Origin of the sequence: Bradyrhizobium sp. CCBAU 51745, from assembly GCF_028128715.1 — a bacterium.
GTDB classification, from domain to species: domain Bacteria; phylum Pseudomonadota; class Alphaproteobacteria; order Rhizobiales; family Xanthobacteraceae; genus Bradyrhizobium; species Bradyrhizobium manausense.
The window spans coordinates 181662-198143 of the sequence record NZ_LBJP01000004.1 but is presented as its reverse complement, the minus strand read 5'-3'; the positions used below and the strand labels follow the sequence as shown (position 1 = coordinate 198143).

The 16482-nt window shown below is 65.5% G+C and carries 11 protein-coding genes and 1 riboswitch; of the genes, 5 read left to right on the top strand and 6 right to left on the bottom strand.

Going from position 1 to position 16482, the window contains the following annotated elements; all coding sequences use genetic code 11:
• The 3 genes from gcvP to gcvT form a co-directional block, all read right to left on the bottom strand.
• Positions 1 to 2856: aminomethyl-transferring glycine dehydrogenase (gene gcvP, locus XH98_RS06140; protein ID WP_271618113.1), on the bottom strand; the 2856-nt coding region annotated here is incomplete at its 3' end.
• A 162-nt stretch (positions 2857 to 3018) separates the two neighbouring features.
• Positions 3019 to 3387 carry a glycine cleavage system protein GcvH gene (gene gcvH, locus XH98_RS06135; RefSeq protein WP_057747343.1) on the bottom strand — a complete coding sequence of 123 codons (369 nt, stop codon included), beginning with the start codon at positions 3385 to 3387 and terminating at the stop codon, positions 3019 to 3021.
• An 11-nt stretch (positions 3388 to 3398) separates the two neighbouring features.
• Positions 3399 to 4547, bottom strand: coding sequence for a glycine cleavage system aminomethyltransferase GcvT (gene gcvT, locus XH98_RS06130; protein WP_271618087.1), 1149 nt, complete (start codon positions 4545 to 4547; stop codon positions 3399 to 3401).
• 146 nt (positions 4548 to 4693) lie between these two features.
• Positions 4694 to 4783: riboswitch (glycine riboswitch) on the bottom strand.
• A gap of 322 nt (positions 4784 to 5105) precedes the next feature.
• On the opposite strand from gcvT, the gene alaS reads away from it, so the two are divergent.
• Positions 5106 to 7784 carry an alanine--tRNA ligase gene (alaS, locus tag XH98_RS06125; RefSeq protein WP_271618086.1) on the top strand — a complete coding sequence of 893 codons (2679 nt, stop codon included), beginning with the start codon at positions 5106 to 5108 and terminating at the stop codon, positions 7782 to 7784.
• Between the two features lie 4 nt (positions 7785 to 7788).
• Entirely contained in the window at positions 7789 to 9015 is a 1227-nt protein-coding gene (locus XH98_RS06120) for a cyclic nucleotide-gated ion channel (protein WP_271618085.1), read from the top strand.
• A 4-nt stretch (positions 9016 to 9019) separates the two neighbouring features.
• On the opposite strand, the gene XH98_RS06115 is transcribed toward XH98_RS06120, so the two are convergent.
• Positions 9020 to 9520 (bottom strand): DUF3455 domain-containing protein, encoded by a 501-nt coding sequence (locus XH98_RS06115; RefSeq protein WP_271618084.1) that lies wholly within the window; start codon positions 9518 to 9520, stop codon positions 9020 to 9022.
• Positions 9521 to 9622: 102 nt separating this feature from the next.
• Positions 9623 to 10837 carry an NADP-dependent isocitrate dehydrogenase gene (locus XH98_RS06110; RefSeq protein WP_057747340.1) on the bottom strand — a complete coding sequence of 405 codons (1215 nt, stop codon included), beginning with the start codon at positions 10835 to 10837 and terminating at the stop codon, positions 9623 to 9625.
• A 327-nt stretch (positions 10838 to 11164) separates the two neighbouring features.
• Here XH98_RS06110 and XH98_RS06105 point away from each other — a divergent pair, with 327 nt between their 5' ends.
• From XH98_RS06105 to XH98_RS06095, 3 genes are all read left to right on the top strand, one after another.
• On the top strand, positions 11165 to 12364 hold the full coding sequence (locus tag XH98_RS06105) for a TrmJ/YjtD family RNA methyltransferase (protein ID WP_271618083.1): 1200 nt from the start codon (positions 11165 to 11167) through the stop codon (positions 12362 to 12364).
• A gap of 274 nt (positions 12365 to 12638) precedes the next feature.
• The gene (locus XH98_RS06100) at positions 12639 to 13394 is read left to right on the top strand and encodes a serine hydrolase domain-containing protein (RefSeq protein WP_271618082.1); all 756 of its coding nucleotides are present in this window, start codon (positions 12639 to 12641) and stop codon (positions 13392 to 13394) included.
• Positions 13322 to 14383, top strand: coding sequence for a DUF3471 domain-containing protein (locus XH98_RS06095; protein ID WP_271618112.1), 1062 nt, complete (start codon positions 13322 to 13324; stop codon positions 14381 to 14383). Before XH98_RS06100 ends, XH98_RS06095 begins: the two co-directional genes overlap by 73 nt.
• A gap of 71 nt (positions 14384 to 14454) precedes the next feature.
• Here the strand turns inward: XH98_RS06095 and XH98_RS06090 are convergent, their stop codons facing one another.
• Positions 14455 to 16377 (bottom strand): sigma 54-interacting transcriptional regulator, encoded by a 1923-nt coding sequence (locus XH98_RS06090; RefSeq protein ID WP_271618081.1) that lies wholly within the window; start codon positions 16375 to 16377, stop codon positions 14455 to 14457.
• Positions 16378 to 16482 lie beyond the last annotated feature (105 nt).

Sequence of the window (16482 nt, the reverse complement as noted above, 5' to 3'; positions counted from 1 at the left end):
AGCTTGCGCGTAATCGCTCACCGGCGGGCAGGAGCACACCAGATTGCGGTCGCCATAGACGTTGTCGACGCGGCCCACCGGGCACCAATATTTGTCGGTGCGCGAGACGCCGTCGGGGAAGCAGCCTTCGCTGCGGGTGTAGGCACGAGCCCACGCATCGTCGGCGATATCGTGCACGGTGTGCGGAGCGTGGCGCAAGGGCGAGGCTTCGATCTTGAAGCGGCCGGCCTCGACCTCGGCGATTTCCTTGCGGATCGCGATCATGGCATCGCAAAAACGATCCAGCTCGGCCTTGGATTCCGACTCGGTCGGCTCGATCATCAGCGTGCCCGGCACCGGGAAGCTCATGGTCGGCGCATGGAAGCCGTAATCGATCAGGCGCTTTGCGATGTCGTCGACGGTGACGCCCGAGGTCGTCTTCAGCGGTCGGGGATCGACGATGCACTCATGCGCGACGCGGCCCTTCTCGTTCTTGTAGAGCACCGGGAAATGCGCATCGAGGCGTGCGGCGATGTAATTGGCGTTGAGGATCGCGATCTCGGTGGCGCGCTTCAATCCTTCGCCGCCCATCATCAGGATATAGATGTAGGAGATGGTCAGGATCGAGGCCGAGCCGAACGGCGCGGCCGAGACCGGGCCGACCGCAGCATCCGCCTTAGTTGCTGGGTGACCCGGGAGGAACGGCGCAAGATGCGCCTTCACGCCGATCGGGCCCATGCCGGGGCCGCCGCCGCCATGCGGGATGCAGAAGGTCTTGTGCAGATTGAGGTGGCTGACATCGGCGCCGTAATCGCCGGGCCTGCTAAGGCCGACCTGCGCATTGAGGTTGGCGCCGTCGAGATACACCTGGCCGCCATGGCCATGGACGATGTCGCAGATCTCGCGGATATGCTCCTCGAACACGCCGTGGGTCGAGGGATAGGTGATCATCACAGCGGCGAGATCGTTCGAGTGTTTCTCCGCCTTGGCACGGAGATCATTGACGTCGACGTCGCCGTTCTTCTCGCAAGCCACAACCACCACGTCCATGCCGACCATCGCGGCCGAGGCCGGGTTGGTGCCGTGGGCGGAGGAGGGGATCAGGCAGATCTTGCGATGGCTCTCCCCGCGCGCCGCATGATAGCCGCGGATCGCCAGCAGCCCGGCATATTCGCCTTGCGCGCCGGAGTTCGGCTGCAGCGAGATCGCGTCATAGCCGGTGATGTCGCACAGCCACTTCTCCAGCCGTGCGAACAGCGCGTGATAGCCGGCCGCCTGCTCGCGCGGGGCGAACGGATGCAGCGAGCCTAACTCCGGCCAGGTCAGCGGCATCATCTCAGTGGTCGCGTTCAGCTTCATGGTGCAAGAGCCGAGCGGGATCATGGCGCGGTCGAGCGCGAGGTCGCGATCCGAGAGCTTGCGCATGTAGCGCAGCATCTCGGTTTCCGAACGATGCGCGTGGAACACCGGATGGGTGAGGAACGCGGTGGCGCGCTTCAGCGCTTCCGGCAGCGCCTCGCGCGTGGTGCCGTCGATCTCGGCATAGGACAGCGTGCCGCCGAAGGCGCGCCAGACGGCTTCGACCGTTGCTGATGTCGTGGTCTCGTCGAGCGCAATGCGAAGCGCGGTATCGCCGATGCCCAGATTGATCTTCTCGGCGGTCGCGCGCGCAATGATTTCGGCGCGCTTGGCGCCGGCATCGACGCTCAACGTGTCGAAGAAAGCTTCGCTCTCAGGCGCAAAGCCGAGCTTGCGCAAGCCAGCCGCGAGCACGGCGGCGCGGCGATGCACATTGCGCGCGATCTGCGCAAGGCCCTCAGGGCCGTGATAGACCGCGTACATCGCGGCGATCACGGCCAGCAGCACCTGCGCGGTGCAGATGTTGGAGGTCGCCTTCTCCCGGCGGATGTGCTGCTCGCGGGTCTGCAGCGCGAGGCGATAGGCGGAGGCGCCGCGGGAGTCGACGGAGAGGCCGACGATGCGGCCGGGCAGCGAGCGCTTCAGCGCATCGCGCACCGCCATATAGGCGGCGTGCGGTCCGCCATAGCCCATCGGCACACCGAAGCGCTGTGCCGAACCGATCGCGATGTCGGCCCCTAATTCGCCGGGCGAAGCAATCAGCGTCAGCGCGAGGAGATCAGCGGCGACGATTGCGAGCGCGCCCCTGGCCTTCAGCGCTGCGATCGCGGGCCTGAGGTCGCGCAATGCGCCCGAGGTTCCCGGATATTGCAGCAGCGCACCCAGCACGTCCGCCTTGTCGAGATCGGTGAGGGGATCGCCGACGACCAGATTCCAGCCCAGAGGCTCGGCGCGGGTGCGCATCACGGCGAGCGTCTGCGGATGCACGTCCTTGTCGACGAAGAAAGCTTTCGCCTCGACCCTCGAGTGCCGCTCCGCGAGTGCCATGGCTTCGGCGGCGGCGGTGGCCTCATCGAGCAGCGAGGCGTTGGCGACGTCGAGGCCAGTCAAGTCGCAGATCATGGTCTGGAAGTTGAACAGCGCCTCCAGCCGGCCCTGGCTGATCTCGGGCTGATAGGGCGTGTAGGCCGTGTACCAGGCCGGATTCTCCAGAATGTTGCGCTGGATCACCGCGGGCAAAATCGTGCCGGAATAGCCCTGGCCGATCAGCGAGGTGAAGACCTGGTTCTGACGGGCGAGCTCGGCCATATGCGCGATCGCCTCGGTCTCGCTGAGCGGCTTGCCGAGATCGAGCGGGGCGGCCTGCCGGATCGCGGCCGGCAGCGTTTCCGACATCAACGCGTCGACGCTCTTCGCGCGGACCGTCTCGAGCATTGCGGTGACATCGCGCGCGGAGGGGCCGATGTGGCGGCGGACGAAACTGGCGGTGTCGCCATTGGATTTGCGGTGCGCGGTCATCATGGGTCCTCGCTTTAGATTTTGCTGTCGCTGTCATGCCCCGCGAAAGCGGGGCATCCAGTACACGCAGCCGCTTCGGCTGGGGCCGATAGGCCGCGGCGTACTGGATCGCCCGCCTGCGCGGGCGATGACACCGAATATGAGGTCAGAGTTCGCTTCATCTCACGCCGTGTGGGCCTTGTAGGCGGCTTCATCCATCAGGCCGCCGAGCTCGCTCTTGTCGGCAATCTTCATCTTGAAGAACCACGCCTTGGTCTGCGCGTCCGAGTTCACCAGCGCGGGTTCGGCGGCGAGCGCGTCGTTGGTCTCGACCACCTCGCCCGAGATCGGCGCGTAGACGTCGGAGGCGGCCTTGACCGACTCCACGACGGCGGCAGCTTCCGCCTTCTTCAGGCTGCGGCCGACCTTGGGCAGTTCGACGAACACGACGTCGCCGAGCTGGGACTGCGCGTAATCGGTGATGCCGACGGTGGCGACATCGCCGTCGATCGCGAGCCATTCATGGTCGGAGGTGTACAGCGTCGTGGTCATTATCTTAGTCCTCAGCGTTTGTAGGTGTTTTTCACGAAGGGCATGGCGGCGACGGCGAGGGGGAGGCGTTGCCCGCGCACTTCCGCAAAGAGCTTTGTGTCGAGCGCGCTCAGACGCGTGGGCACGTAGCCCATCGCAACAGGCGCGTTCAGGCTCGGGCCGAAGCCGCCCGAAGTGACCTTTCCAATCGGCTCGCCACCTTCGCTATCGGCAAACAACAGTGCGCCCTCGCGCACGGGCGCGCGGCCGTCGGGCCGCAGGCCGACTCGGCGGCGGGATGCGCCGTGATCGAAATGCGCGAGGATCTTTTCAGCGCCGGGAAAACCGCCGGCTCGCGCGCCGCCGCTGCGGCGGCTCTTCTGCACCGACCATTCCAGCGCGGCTTCGACCGGCGTCGTCGCGGTGTCGATGTCGTGGCCGTAGAGGCAGAGCCCGGCTTCCAGCCGCAGGCTGTCGCGGGCGCCAAGGCCGATCGGCATCACGTCAGGATTTTCCAGCAGCGTCTTCGCCAGACGTTCGGCATCCGCCGCAGGCACTGAAATCTCGAACCCGTCCTCGCCGGTGTAGCCGGAGCGTGAGACGAAACAGGCGAGGCCGGCAACAATATGCGGGCCGGCATCCATGAACTTCATGGCCGGCGCTGCTGCACATAATTTCGTCAGCGCCGACTCCGCCTTCGGGCCCTGCAACGCAATCAGCGCGCGATCGGCGAGCGAATCGATGACACAGGTATCGGAGAGATGCGCGCGCAGGTGCGCCTCGTCCTCGGCCTTGCAGGCGGCGTTGACCACCAGGAACAAATGGTCGCCGAAATTGGCGACCATCAGATCATCGAGAATGCCGCCGTCCGGATTGGTGAACTGGGCGTAGCGCTGGCGGCCAGGTGCGATCGCCACGATGTCCTGCGGCACCAGCCGCTCCAGCGCGCGGGCGGCGTCCTCGACCTTGCCCGACTTTGGCCGGAGGGCGATCTGGCCCATATGGGAGACGTCGAACAGGCCGGCGGAATTGCGGGTATGGAGGTGCTCTTTCAGCACCCCCGCGGGGTACTGCACGGGCATGTCATAGCCCGCAAACGGCACCATCTTGCCGCCAAGGGTCAGGTGCAGGTCGTAAAGAGGGGTACGTTTCAGGGAGTCTTTGTCGTCACGCACGGACATCACAGGGGCCCTCGGCGGTTCCCCGGGGACGATTCCCCGAGACAAACCAGTCGAAGCCCCATCTGTCGCTGTGCCTGAGAGTATTATCCCGTCGGCGGACGCTATCCGGGTCTTAAGCCCGCTAGCGCCTCTTTCCAGATGTCGTCAAAGCCACGCGGTCCTTTTGCCTGAGAGTTTCCGGGGCGGTTGCTCCTTCGGCGCCGGCACCCAATGCCGGTCTCTCCCGACGTGGCCGTACGATATAGATGGGTAAAGACCACAGGCCAGCCAAGCCTGTCAACGCAGGACTATCGGCTTTCAACGGGATTGCAGGGGATGACGCGACTGCGGCAACCCTCTGATCTCTCTGCACAGTTTCTGGACAGGAAAGCAGGCCTTGTCTAAAAGCGCTTTGGCCCGCAGATATCAGCCCAAATCGCCAGGTTTGGATGGCAAATTGGCGGGTCCTAAAGCGCGCTGAGAGTCATCGCGCTTTAGCTCTTTGTTTGAGCATGATCTTTCCGGAAAACCGCTTCACACTTTTCCGGATCATGCTCCAGCACACCCGATTGGATGAACATGAGCGGCGTCAACGAGATCAGGTCGACCTTTCTGAACTTCTTTGCCGAGAACGGCCACGAGATCGTGTCGTCCTCGCCATTGGTGCCGCGCAACGATCCGACGTTGATGTTCACCAATGCCGGCATGGTGCAGTTCAAGAACGTCTTCACCGGCGTCGAGAAGCGGCCTTACCAGCGCGCCACCACGTCGCAGAAATGCGTGCGCGCCGGCGGCAAGCACAACGACCTCGACAATGTCGGCTATACCGCACGCCATCTCACCTTCTTCGAGATGCTCGGCAACTTCTCGTTCGGCGACTATTTCAAGGAGCGCGCGATCGAGCTGGCCTGGAAGCTCATCACTGAGGATTTCGGCCTGAAGAAGGACAAGCTGCTCGTCACCGTCTACCACACCGACGACGAGGCGCACGGGCTGTGGAAGAAGATCGCCGGCTTCTCCGACGACCGCATCATCCGCATCCCGACCTCGGACAATTTCTGGGCGATGGGCGACACCGGCCCCTGCGGCCCGTGCTCGGAAATCTTCATCGACCGCGGCGACCATATCTGGGGCGGCCCTCCCGGCTCGCCGGAAGAGGATGGCGACCGCTTCCTCGAATTCTGGAACCTGGTGTTCATGCAATATGAGCAGGTGACGAAGGAGGAGCGCGTGAATCTGCCGCGCCCCTCGATCGACACCGGTATGGGCCTGGAGCGCATGGCCTGCATCCTGCAGGGCGTCGACAGCGTGTTCGAGACCGATTTGTTCCGCCATCTGATCGACGCGACGTCGTCGGCGCTGGGCAGCGGGCCGACCGAGCAGAACGCGGCCTCGTTCCGCGTCATCGCCGACCATTTGCGCTCCTCGGCCTTCCTGGTCGCCGATGGCGTGCTGCCTTCCAATGAAGGCCGCGGCTATGTGCTGCGCCGGATCATGCGCCGCGCCATGCGCCATGCGCAGCTTCTGGGTGCGAAAGAGCCGCTGATGCATCGGCTGGTCTGGGCGCTGGTCCGTGAGATGGGCCAGGCCTATCCCGATTTGATGCGCGCGGAGAATTTGATCGAGGAAACGCTGCGGCTGGAAGAGACGCGCTTCCGCAAGACGCTTTCGCGCGGCTTGGCGATTCTGGACGAGAAGAGCGCGTCCTTGAAGAAGGGCGACATGTTCGACGGCGACGTCGCCTTCACGCTGTACGACACCTATGGTTTCCCGCTGGACCTGACGCAGGACGCGCTGAAGTCGCGCGGCATCGGCGTCGACCAGGCCGCGTTCACCGACGCGATGGAGCGGCAGAAGGCCAAGGCGCGCGAATCCTGGAAGGGATCGGGCGAGGCGGCGAGCGAGGCGATCTGGTTCCCGCTGCGCGAGAAGCTCGGGGCGACCGAATTTCTGGGCTACGAGACCGAGAGCGCGGAAGGCGTGGTCTCGGCGCTGGTGAAGGACGGCGCTGAAGTTGCCAGCCTCAAGGCCGGCGAGACGGGCGCGATCGTGCTGAACCAGACGCCGTTCTACGCGGAATCGGGCGGCCAGGTCGGCGACACCGGCGTGCTCACGGGCGAGGGCGGGATCAAATTCCGCGTCACCGACACGCAGAAGAAGCTCGGCGATTTCTTCGTGCATGTCGGCACGGTAGAGGGCGGCGAGCTGAAGGTCGGCACGGCGCTGCAGCTCGAGGTGGATCATGCGCGGCGCTCGTCGATCCGCGCGCATCACTCGGCGACGCATCTCATTCACGAGGCGCTGCGCCAGGTGCTCGGCGATCACATCGCCCAGCGCGGCTCGATGGTCGCGCCTGATCGTTTGCGCTTCGACTTCGTGCATCCGAAGCCGATCACGCCGGAAGAACTTGCCCGCGTCGAGGACATCGCCAACGACGTGGTGCTTGAGAACGACGAGGTCACGACGCGCGTGATGGGCGTGGACGAGGCCCGCGAGGCCGGGGCGCGTGCGCTGTTCGGCGAGAAGTATGGCGACGAGGTGCGTGTCGTCTCGATGGGCAAGACCGCGCGCGAGCGCGGCGCCAATGCGCTCGGCTGGTCGGTCGAGCTCTGCGGCGGCACCCATGTGCGGCGCACCGGCGATATCGGCCTGATCACGCTGACCGGCGAGAGCGCGGTCGCCTCCGGTGTGCGCCGCATCGAGGCGCTGACCGGCAATTACGCCCGCAAGCATGCCAACGACACCATGGCGCTGGCGAAGACCGCGGCGAATGAGCTGCGCACCTCGCTCGACGACGTTCCGGCGCGCATCACCGCGCTGATGGAAGAGCGCAAGAAGCTCGAGCGCGAGCTCTCCGATGTCCGCAAGAAGCTGGCGATGGGGGGCGGCGCGGCGGCCGGTGGCGGTGCAGCGTCCGGCGTGCGTGAGGTCGGCGGCGTCAAGCTGATGGCGCGCGCGGTGGAGGGCATCGAGATGAAGGATCTCAAGAGCCTCGCCGACGAGGCCAAGAAGCAGATCGGCTCCGGCGTGGTCGCCATCGTCGGCCTCACCGAGGACGGCAAGGCGGGGGTCGTGGTCGGCGTCACCGCCGATCTCACCGCGCGCTTCAACGCGGTGAACCTCGTGCGCGTCGCCTCCGAGGCGCTCGGCGGCAAGGGCGGCGGCGGCCGTCCCGACATGGCGCAAGCCGGCGGCCCCGACGGCGCCAAGACGACCGAGGCGCTCGCGGCGATCGAAAAAGCGATGGGGGCTGCGTGAAGCCATGCGCCTCGTTCCGCGAGGACGTGGGCTTCGCGATCCGAACCTGAGGGATCGCCTCTACGAATTGCTGGAGCACGATCCCCTGGCCTATTCGGTCGGATCGCGCTTCATCCAGCTGGTCATCAGCGTCATTGTGCTCGACGTGGTCGCGATGATCCTCGCCTCGGTGCCGGAGCTGGACGCGCGGTACGGCACGCTCTTTTCGGCGATCAAGATTCTGGCCGTGATCGTGTTCGCGCTGGAATATGCGGCGCGGCTGTGGACGGTCGCGGGCCACACGCCGCGCAAGGGCTCGGCGCTGTCAGACCGGCTCGGCTACGCCTTCTCGGCACTCGGCATCATCGACCTCATGGCGTTCCTGCCCGCTGCAATCGTGCTGGTGATGGGGCGCCACGCGACGCTCGCCGCGCTTGGCGTGCTGCCGTTCTTCAAGCTGATACGGTATTCGCCGGCGATGCGCTCGCTGCTCGCGGCTGTGCATGCCGAGCGGCGCGCGCTGATCGGCTGCGTCGTCATCCTGATCGGCGTGGTGCTGACCTTCGCCTCGCTGCTTTATGCCATCGAGCGCGACGTGCAGCCGACCAAGCTCGGCACCATTCCGGATGCGATGTGGTGGGCGATCGTGACGCTCGGCACCGTCGGCTATGGCGACGTCGTGCCGGTGACTGCGCTTGGAAAATTTGTCTCGGTGTTCGCGATCATCTCGGGTTTTGCCATGATCGCGCTGCCGGTCGCGATCATCTCGACCGCCTTTGCCGAAGAGGTGAAGCGGCGCGACTTCGTCGTCACCTGGGGCATGCTGGCGCGGGTGCCGCTGTTCTCGCATCTGTCGGCCTCCGAGATCGCCGACATCATGCGGCTCTTGCGCGCCCGCACCATCGAGCAGGGCGAGATATTGGTGCGGCGGGGGGATCCCGCCTCGTCGATGTATTTCATCACTGCGGGCGAGGTCGAGATCACGCTGCCGAACCAGCAGGTGCGGCTCGCGGACGGCACCTTCTTCGGCGAGATCGCGCTGCTGCACAAAACAAAACGCAGCGGCACGGTGACCGCGACGCGCAAGACGCGGCTCCTGGTGCTGGACGCACAGCATTTTCACGCCCTGATCGAGCGCATGCCGACGCTCGCCGCCCATGTCCACACCACCGCGAAAGCGCGGCTCGAGGAGACCGGCGATCTCGCGGCGACGGAGCTGGCGCAGGCCGAGCGCGAGCGCACCGACCGCTGAGCGGTCAGCCTTTCTTCAGGAAAATGTAGTCGGCCGAGTAGGGCGCGCTTCTGAACTCGCCGGCCTTGTCGCAGGACCCCTCGAGCTTGCCGCCATGGGTGTTGATGCGCTGGACTGTCGTCACCGGCGTCAGCGCGCCGCTGCCGCGGCGGGAGGCGACCTCCAGCTTCAGCCAGGGGATATCGGCAGCCGTCGCGCCCGGCGCGTTGCCGATGGCCTTGCCGACCACGGCGCTGCCGTCGGCGAGCTCCCAGTTCGGGCCGGCATAGTGGCGGCCGATGGTCTTGCCCTCGGAGAGCAGTGTCGCGACCGGCTCGCGGAAGGTCCAGGCGAGCTTGCCGTCGGCACCCGGCTTACACTCATAGACCTGCGCGCCCTCGGCATGGGCGCTGAGCACGACGCTCTCGCCTGGGGCGGCGATGGCTTCGGGCAGGGGATCGGCGGAGGCCGGCCCGGCCACGGCGGCGAGCAGCAGGCAGGGGACGGCGAACTTGGTGATGGACATGGGAGACCTCCGCACGATGGTGCCAAAACGAATGGGCCGCGCCTGCGCGCGGCCCATCATGACGTCTAACCCCGATCGGGCGAAAATAATGCGCAGGGCAGCTTACGCCGCCAGCGCCTTCACCAGATTGTCAGCGACCTTGTCGAGGAAGCCGGTGGTCGAGAGCCAGCGCTGGTCGGCGCCGACCAGCAGCGCGAGGTCCTTGGTCATGTAGCCTTCCTCGACGGTGTCGACGCAGACCTTCTCCAGCGTCGAGGCGAACTTCGCCAGTTCGGGGTTGTTGTCGAGCTTGGCGCGATGGGCGAGGCCTCTCGTCCAGGCGAAGATCGAGGCGATCGAGTTGGTCGAGGTCTCCTTGCCCTTCTGGTGCTCCCGGTAGTGGCGGGTCACGGTGCCGTGGGCGGCTTCGGCCTCGACGGTCTTGCCGTCGGGGGTGAGCAGCACCGAGGTCATCAGGCCGAGCGAGCCGTAGCCCTGCGCGACCGTGTCGGACTGCACGTCGCCGTCGTAGTTCTTACAGGCCCAGACATAGCCGCCGGACCATTTCAGCGCCGAGGCCACCATGTCGTCGATCAGGCGGTGCTCGTAGGTCAGGCCCTTGGCGTCGAACTCCTTCTTGAACTCCTTGTCGAAGATCTCCTGGAAGATGTCCTTGAAGCGGCCGTCATAGACCTTGAGGATGGTGTTCTTGGTCGACAGGTACACCGGATAGCCGCGCAAGAGGCCATAGTTGAACGAGGCGCGGGCGAAGTCGATGATGCTGTCGTCGAGGTTGTACATCTCCATGGCGACGCCGGCGCCCGGAGCCTTGAACACTTCCTTCTCGATCACGGTGCCGTCCTCGCCGACGAACTTCAGCGAGAGCGTGCCCTTGCCGGGGAATTTGATGTCGGTGGCGCGGTACTGGTCGCCATAGGCGTGGCGGCCGATGATGATCGGCTTGGTCCAGCCCGGAACCAGGCGCGGCACGTTCTTGCAGATGATCGGCTCGCGGAAGATCACGCCGCCGAGGATGTTGCGGATGGTGCCGTTCGGCGACTTCCACATCTGCTTGAGGCCAAACTCCTTCACCCGGGCCTCGTCAGGGGTGATGGTGGCGCACTTGACGCCGACGCCGACCTTCTTGATCGCCTCGGCGGCGTCGATGGTCACCTGATCGTTGGTCTTGTCGCGGTACTCCATGCCCAGGTCGAAATAGAGCAGCTCGACATCCAGGAACGGGTTGATCAGCTTGTCCTTGATGTACTGCCAGATGATCCGGGTCATCTCGTCGCCATCGAGCTCGACGACGGGATTGGATACCTTGATTTTTGCCATGATCGGGGAAGCCCTCTTGGGAACGGCGCCATTGGCGCCAACGTGAATATCCGCCGCCTCTTAGCACTGGATCGCGGCGGGCGAAAGCCAAGCGATTATGCACTTTTAGCCCATCCAGCTTCCACAGACGGGGAGCGGGGCCCCGGGGTGGGGGTGAGGTTTCAGGCGAGATTCAAAAGTCGAATCCAAGCCGTTATTTCCCTTGAGAATTTTATCAGGACAGGCAAACGACAGGCGGGCAGCGCCCGGGCCGGCCGGTAGCCGCCTTGAATCATTTCCTAAGTGGGCCTTGCCAAGGCCTTGAGACAGTTGTGAAAGCGAAGCCAGATGTCGGGGACAGACAAGAGCAAGACGGGCCTTTCCCTCGACGGTCCCATCGTCATCCTGGTCGAGCCGCAGCTCGGTGAAAACATCGGCATGGCCGCGCGCGCCATGGGCAATTTCGCGCTTGGTGCCTTGCGCATCGTCAACCCACGTGACGGCTGGCCCAACATCGCCGCGCAGCGGGCAGCTGCCGGCGCCGACCACATCCTGGAAAAGGTCGAACTGTTCGACACCGTCGAGCAGGCGGTTGCGGACCTCGACCTCTTGTTCGCCACCACCGCGCGCCCGCACGACCAGGCCAAGCCCGTGGTCGGGCCGGAGGCGGCAGCCAGCGAGATCGCCGGGCATGTCGCGACCGGCGGCAAAGCCGGTATCCTGTTCGGCCGCGAACGCTGGGGGCTGACCAACGAGGAGGTCGGGCTCTCCAACCGCATCATCACCTTCCCGGTCAATCCGGGCTTTGCCTCGCTCAACCTCGCCCAGGCGGTGCTGCTGGTCGGCTATGAATGGTTCAAGCTGATGACGGCGGCCGAGCTGCCTCACAGCATGCCTGAACGTTCCGAGCGCGCCTCGCAGCACCAGATGCAGGCCTTCTTCGACAATCTCGTGCGCGAGCTCGACAAGGTCGAATTCCTGCGCCCGGCCGAGAAGCGCGACACCATGCTGGTGAACCTGCGCAACATCTTCACCCGCATGGAGCCGACCAAGCAGGACATGCACACGCTCCACGGGGTGGTCATGGCGATCGCGGAAGGGCGCAAGGGCCCTGCCAAGGGCGGCGTGCTCGACGGCGAGCAGGCGACGCGCCTGCGCGCGCTATTGGCCGAGCACGGGCAGGCTGGCGGGGCGCCCGACAGCGGCTCGACCGTGCGCGGCCTTGCACGCCTGCTCCGGCGCAACCCGACGGATGCCGAACGTTTGCTGTGGCAGGCGCTCACGCGCGACCGTCGCTTTGCTGGCCAGTTCAAGCGCCAGACCCCGGTTGGCCGCCACATCCCGGACTTCGTATCATTCCCGCACCGGATCGCGGTCGAGCTGGTCAATCCGGGCGAAAGCGAGACAATTGCCGCTGATCGCGCGTCGCGGCGGGCGTGGCTGGAGGCGCGGGATTATCGCGTGCTGGAGATCCGGGCCGCGGATGTGGAGCGGGATCTGGAGACGGAGCTGGTGCGGCTGCAGGGGATGATGGAGCAGAGTGCGTAGGCCAGGCGAGGCCTCGTAGGGTGGGCAAAGGCGTATTGCGCCGTGCCCACCACTTTTTGTGTCGGAGAGAGATGGTGGGCACGCTCCGCTTTGCCCACCCTACGGCACTGCCGATGTGGAAATTAGCTCGCTGCGAGCGGGCCGCTGATCCGTCAGGCACGGCCCGCGTCGTTTCGCCTACAGCTTGCAATCGGTCGGTTGCCAATGCTACGGTTGGTAACATTACGGGTCGTCATCCAGCGGTTGCGGCGGCGAGCGGAAGAAAGAATGCGCCATGTCCAGTCGATCTGCCCAACGCGACACGAGCATCACAACCCTCATCCCCGGGCTCGACGCTCTGGCCGCGGAGGCGATGGCGGAGTGGCAGGTGCCGGCGGTGACGCTCGCCGTCGTGCAGGACGGCGAGACTGTGCTGCTCAGGGCGTGGGGCCAGCGCGACGTCGAGGCCGGGCTGCCCGCGACGCCGGAGACGCAGTTCCTGATCTGCTCGATCACCAAGACGTTCACCGCCACGGCGTTGGCGCTGCTGGTGGACGAGGGACGGCTCGACTGGACCAAACCGGTCCGCGACGTCATTCCCGAATTCCGCCTGCATGACGCGATCGCGACCGAGCGCGTCACCGTGCGCGATCTGCTCAGCCATCACTCCGGCCTGCCCCGCCACGACTGGATTTGGATTCCAGCCGATCTCTCGCGTGGCGAGATGATGACGGCGCTGCGTCACCTCGAGCCGGCCCGGGACATCCGCACCGAATTTCAATACAACAATCTCGCCTACAATCTCGCCGGCCTTGTCGTCGAGCGCATCAGTGGTCATAGCTATGAAGATTTCATCCGCACCCGGCTGACCGACAAATTGCGGATGCCGGTCGGCTTTTCGGCCGAGGAGCACGCCGCTGCCACCGACGCCGCCGTTCCCTATCTGGTGGAACGCGGCGACGTGCGCTCGCGCAGCAAATTCTTCCCCATCACACCACGACGGGCGCCGGCGCCATCGTCACCTCGGTTGCCGCCCTCGCCAACTGGATGAAATTCTTGCTGGCCGAAGGCGAGTTCGCCGGCGAGCGCCTGCTGTCGTCCACGCGGGTCCGGGAGATGCAATCGCCGCTTGTCTTCGCAAGCGCTGCAGAGTGGGAGGAGTTCGGCCATTCGCATTACGGGCTGGGCTTCAACAACACCACCTACCGCGGCGAGCGCGTGGTCGGACATTCCGGCGGCTGGCTCGGCTGGAGCACGCTGATGCGCCTCATGCCGGCGCGAAACACCGGCGTCGCCGTCTTCACCAACACCGGCGCCAACCCGGTGTCCAGCATCCTGATCAACCGCGTTCACGATCATCTCGCCGGCAACGAACCCGTGCCCTGGCTGGACCGCCTGCGCGACATGCGCCGCAAGGCGCTGGCGCAGCAGAAAAGCGACGATGCGGCGAAGCCGACGGCGCGCAAGCTGAACACGAAGCCCAGCCATGATCTCGCGGATTTTTGCGGCGCCTATGAGCACCCGGCCTATGGCCGGGTGGTCATCACCCAAGACGGCGACAGCCTGCATTGGGCCTGGCGCGGCACCAAGGCGAAGCTCGCACACCGGCACTACGATTCGTTCCAACTGCCTTACGTTTTCGGAGAGCTCAATCCGGACGATCTCGTGATTACCTTTGCGACCGACCGCGACGGCAACATTGCTAGCCTCTCGGCCCAGCTCGAGGCGCTGGTGCCGGACATCGTCTTCACGCGCGCCGCCGCCGGCGAATGTATCGACCCTGCGTTCCGGTCGGCCTGCGTCGGCGAATATATTCGCGGCGATCAGACCCACGTGGTCACCGAGGATGCCGAGGGCGAGCTGACGCTGAAAATTCCGTTCGTGCCGCTCTACCGGTTGCGGCCCTACCAGGGCGCGACGTTCAGCATCGTCCAGCTCGACGGCTATCGCACCGAATTCCGCCGCGGCCCGTCCGGTGCGATCGAGGAACTCGTGTACCACCAGCCGAACGGCACCTTCATCGCGAAGCGCAGCCCGTAGGGCGGATTGGTTAGCAAACGGTTCGTAGGGTGGATTAGCCGAAGGCGTAATCCCACCCTACGAACGCGCCGTCACTTCGCCGGACGAGGCGCGATGCCCAGCGCCTTGATCCGCGAGGCCAGCGTGGTCGGCTTGATGTCCAGCAGTTCGGCCGCGCCGCCGGGGCCGAACACTTTTCCGGCGCAGGCCTCGAGTGCGGCCAGAATGTTGGCGCGCTCGTGGTCGCGCATTTCGGATGATGTCATGACCGCCGGCCGCGCCTCGGCCTTCTGGCGCGCGGTGCCGGTCGCAGCTTGCGTGCCCGAGGCATCAGGCAAATCGATGCGCAGCCGGCCGTTCTGCGACAGGATCGCGGCGCGCTCGATCACGTTCTGCAGTTCGCGGACATTGCCGGGCCAGTCGTAGCGGGCGAGCCGCCGCGCATCGCCCTCCGACAGGCGCAAATTCGACTTCAGCGCCTTGCCCTCGCGGTTGAGAAAATGCTGTGCGAGCAGCGGAATGTCCTCGCGCCGTTCGCGCAACGGCACCGTCTCGATCGGGAACACGTTGAGGCGGAAATAGAGGTCCTCGCGGAATCGGCCGCGCTGGACCTCCTGCTTGAGATCGCGGTTGGTCGCGGCGATGACGCGGACGTCGACGGTGCGCGTGCGCTCCTGACCGACGCGCTCGAAATTTCCCTCCTGCAACACCCGCAGCAGCTTGCCCTGCAATTCCAGCGGGATCTCGCCGACCTCGTCGAGGAACAGCGTGCCGCCATCGGCGAGCTCGAAGCGACCGATGCGGTCGCGCGTCGCGCCGGTGAAGGCGCCGCGGACATGGCCGAAGAATTCGCTCTCGAACAATTCGCGCGGGATCGCGGCGCAGTTGACGCGGATCAGCGGCCGGTCGCTGCGGGTGGAATCCTCATGGATGGCGCGCGCGATCAGCTCCTTGCCGGTGCCGGACTCGCCGGTGATCATCACCGCGGCCGTGGTCGGTGCCACCAGCTTGACCTGGCGCAGCGTCTTCTTGATCGCCTCGCTTTGACCGATGATGCCGCGCGGATTGGTCTCGATGCGGATTTCTTCCTGGAGATAGGCGTTCTCCAGCTCCAGCCGCTCGCGCAGGCGATCCACTTCGGTGAGCGCGGCATGCAGCTTCTCGTCGGCCTCGCGGCGCTGGCTGACGTCGCGAAACACCACGACCGCGCCGACGACGACGCCGCGGTCGCGAATGGGCGTCGAGGTGTATTCGACCCAGGCGGGCGAGCCGTCCTTGCGCCAGAATACCTCGCCGTCGACCTGGTGCACGGCACCGTCGCGGAACGCCGCATAGATCGGGCAATCATGGTTGTGATAGTGCCGGCCGTCGTGATGGGTGTGGTGGACGATCGGATGGATCTCCTTGCCGACCAGCTCCTCGGCCGTCCAGCCCAGCATCCGCTCGGCCGCCGGGTTCACGAAGGTGGTCTTGCCTTCGGCATTGACGCCATAGATGCCTTCGCCGGCGGCGCGCAGGATCAGCTGGTTCTCGCGTTCGATGTCCTGGAACACGCGCTCGACCCGCTGCCAGGTGGCGATGCCGCTGCGCATGTGATCTTCGGCGGCGGCATCGACGTTGCGGCGGCGGCGCGCTTCGAGATCGGTCAGCGTCAGCAGCAGCAGCGTGCGGCCGTCATGGGGCAGGAGGCAGCCGGCATATTCGAGCCTGAGCGTTTGCCCGGTGGCATGGCGCGGGGTGAGCGACGTGGTCCAATAAGCGCCCTTGTGCAGCACGGCCTGGGTGAACACGGTGAGGGCCGGAAGCTCGCCGGCGTGGAGGGTGCTGGCCCTGGTCTGTCGCAGCAGCGCGCGGTCATAGCCGAGCAGGGCGCAGGCGGCCGGATTGGCATCGATGATCTCATCGCCATAGGGATCGACCAGCAGCGTGGCTTCGACCGAAGATTCGAAGGCTGCGGCGCGCGGGTCGATGGCTGGAGCCACATCATCGTGGGCGAGCATTGGCGTCGTTGCCATTGCGAAATCTCGTAATTGCACTACGAAATCTCGTTTATCACGAGTTTTCGTCATGACCAAGTCAGGGGAAAATCGCCGCGTTATCAAGGCGCTGGCCGCTGCTGA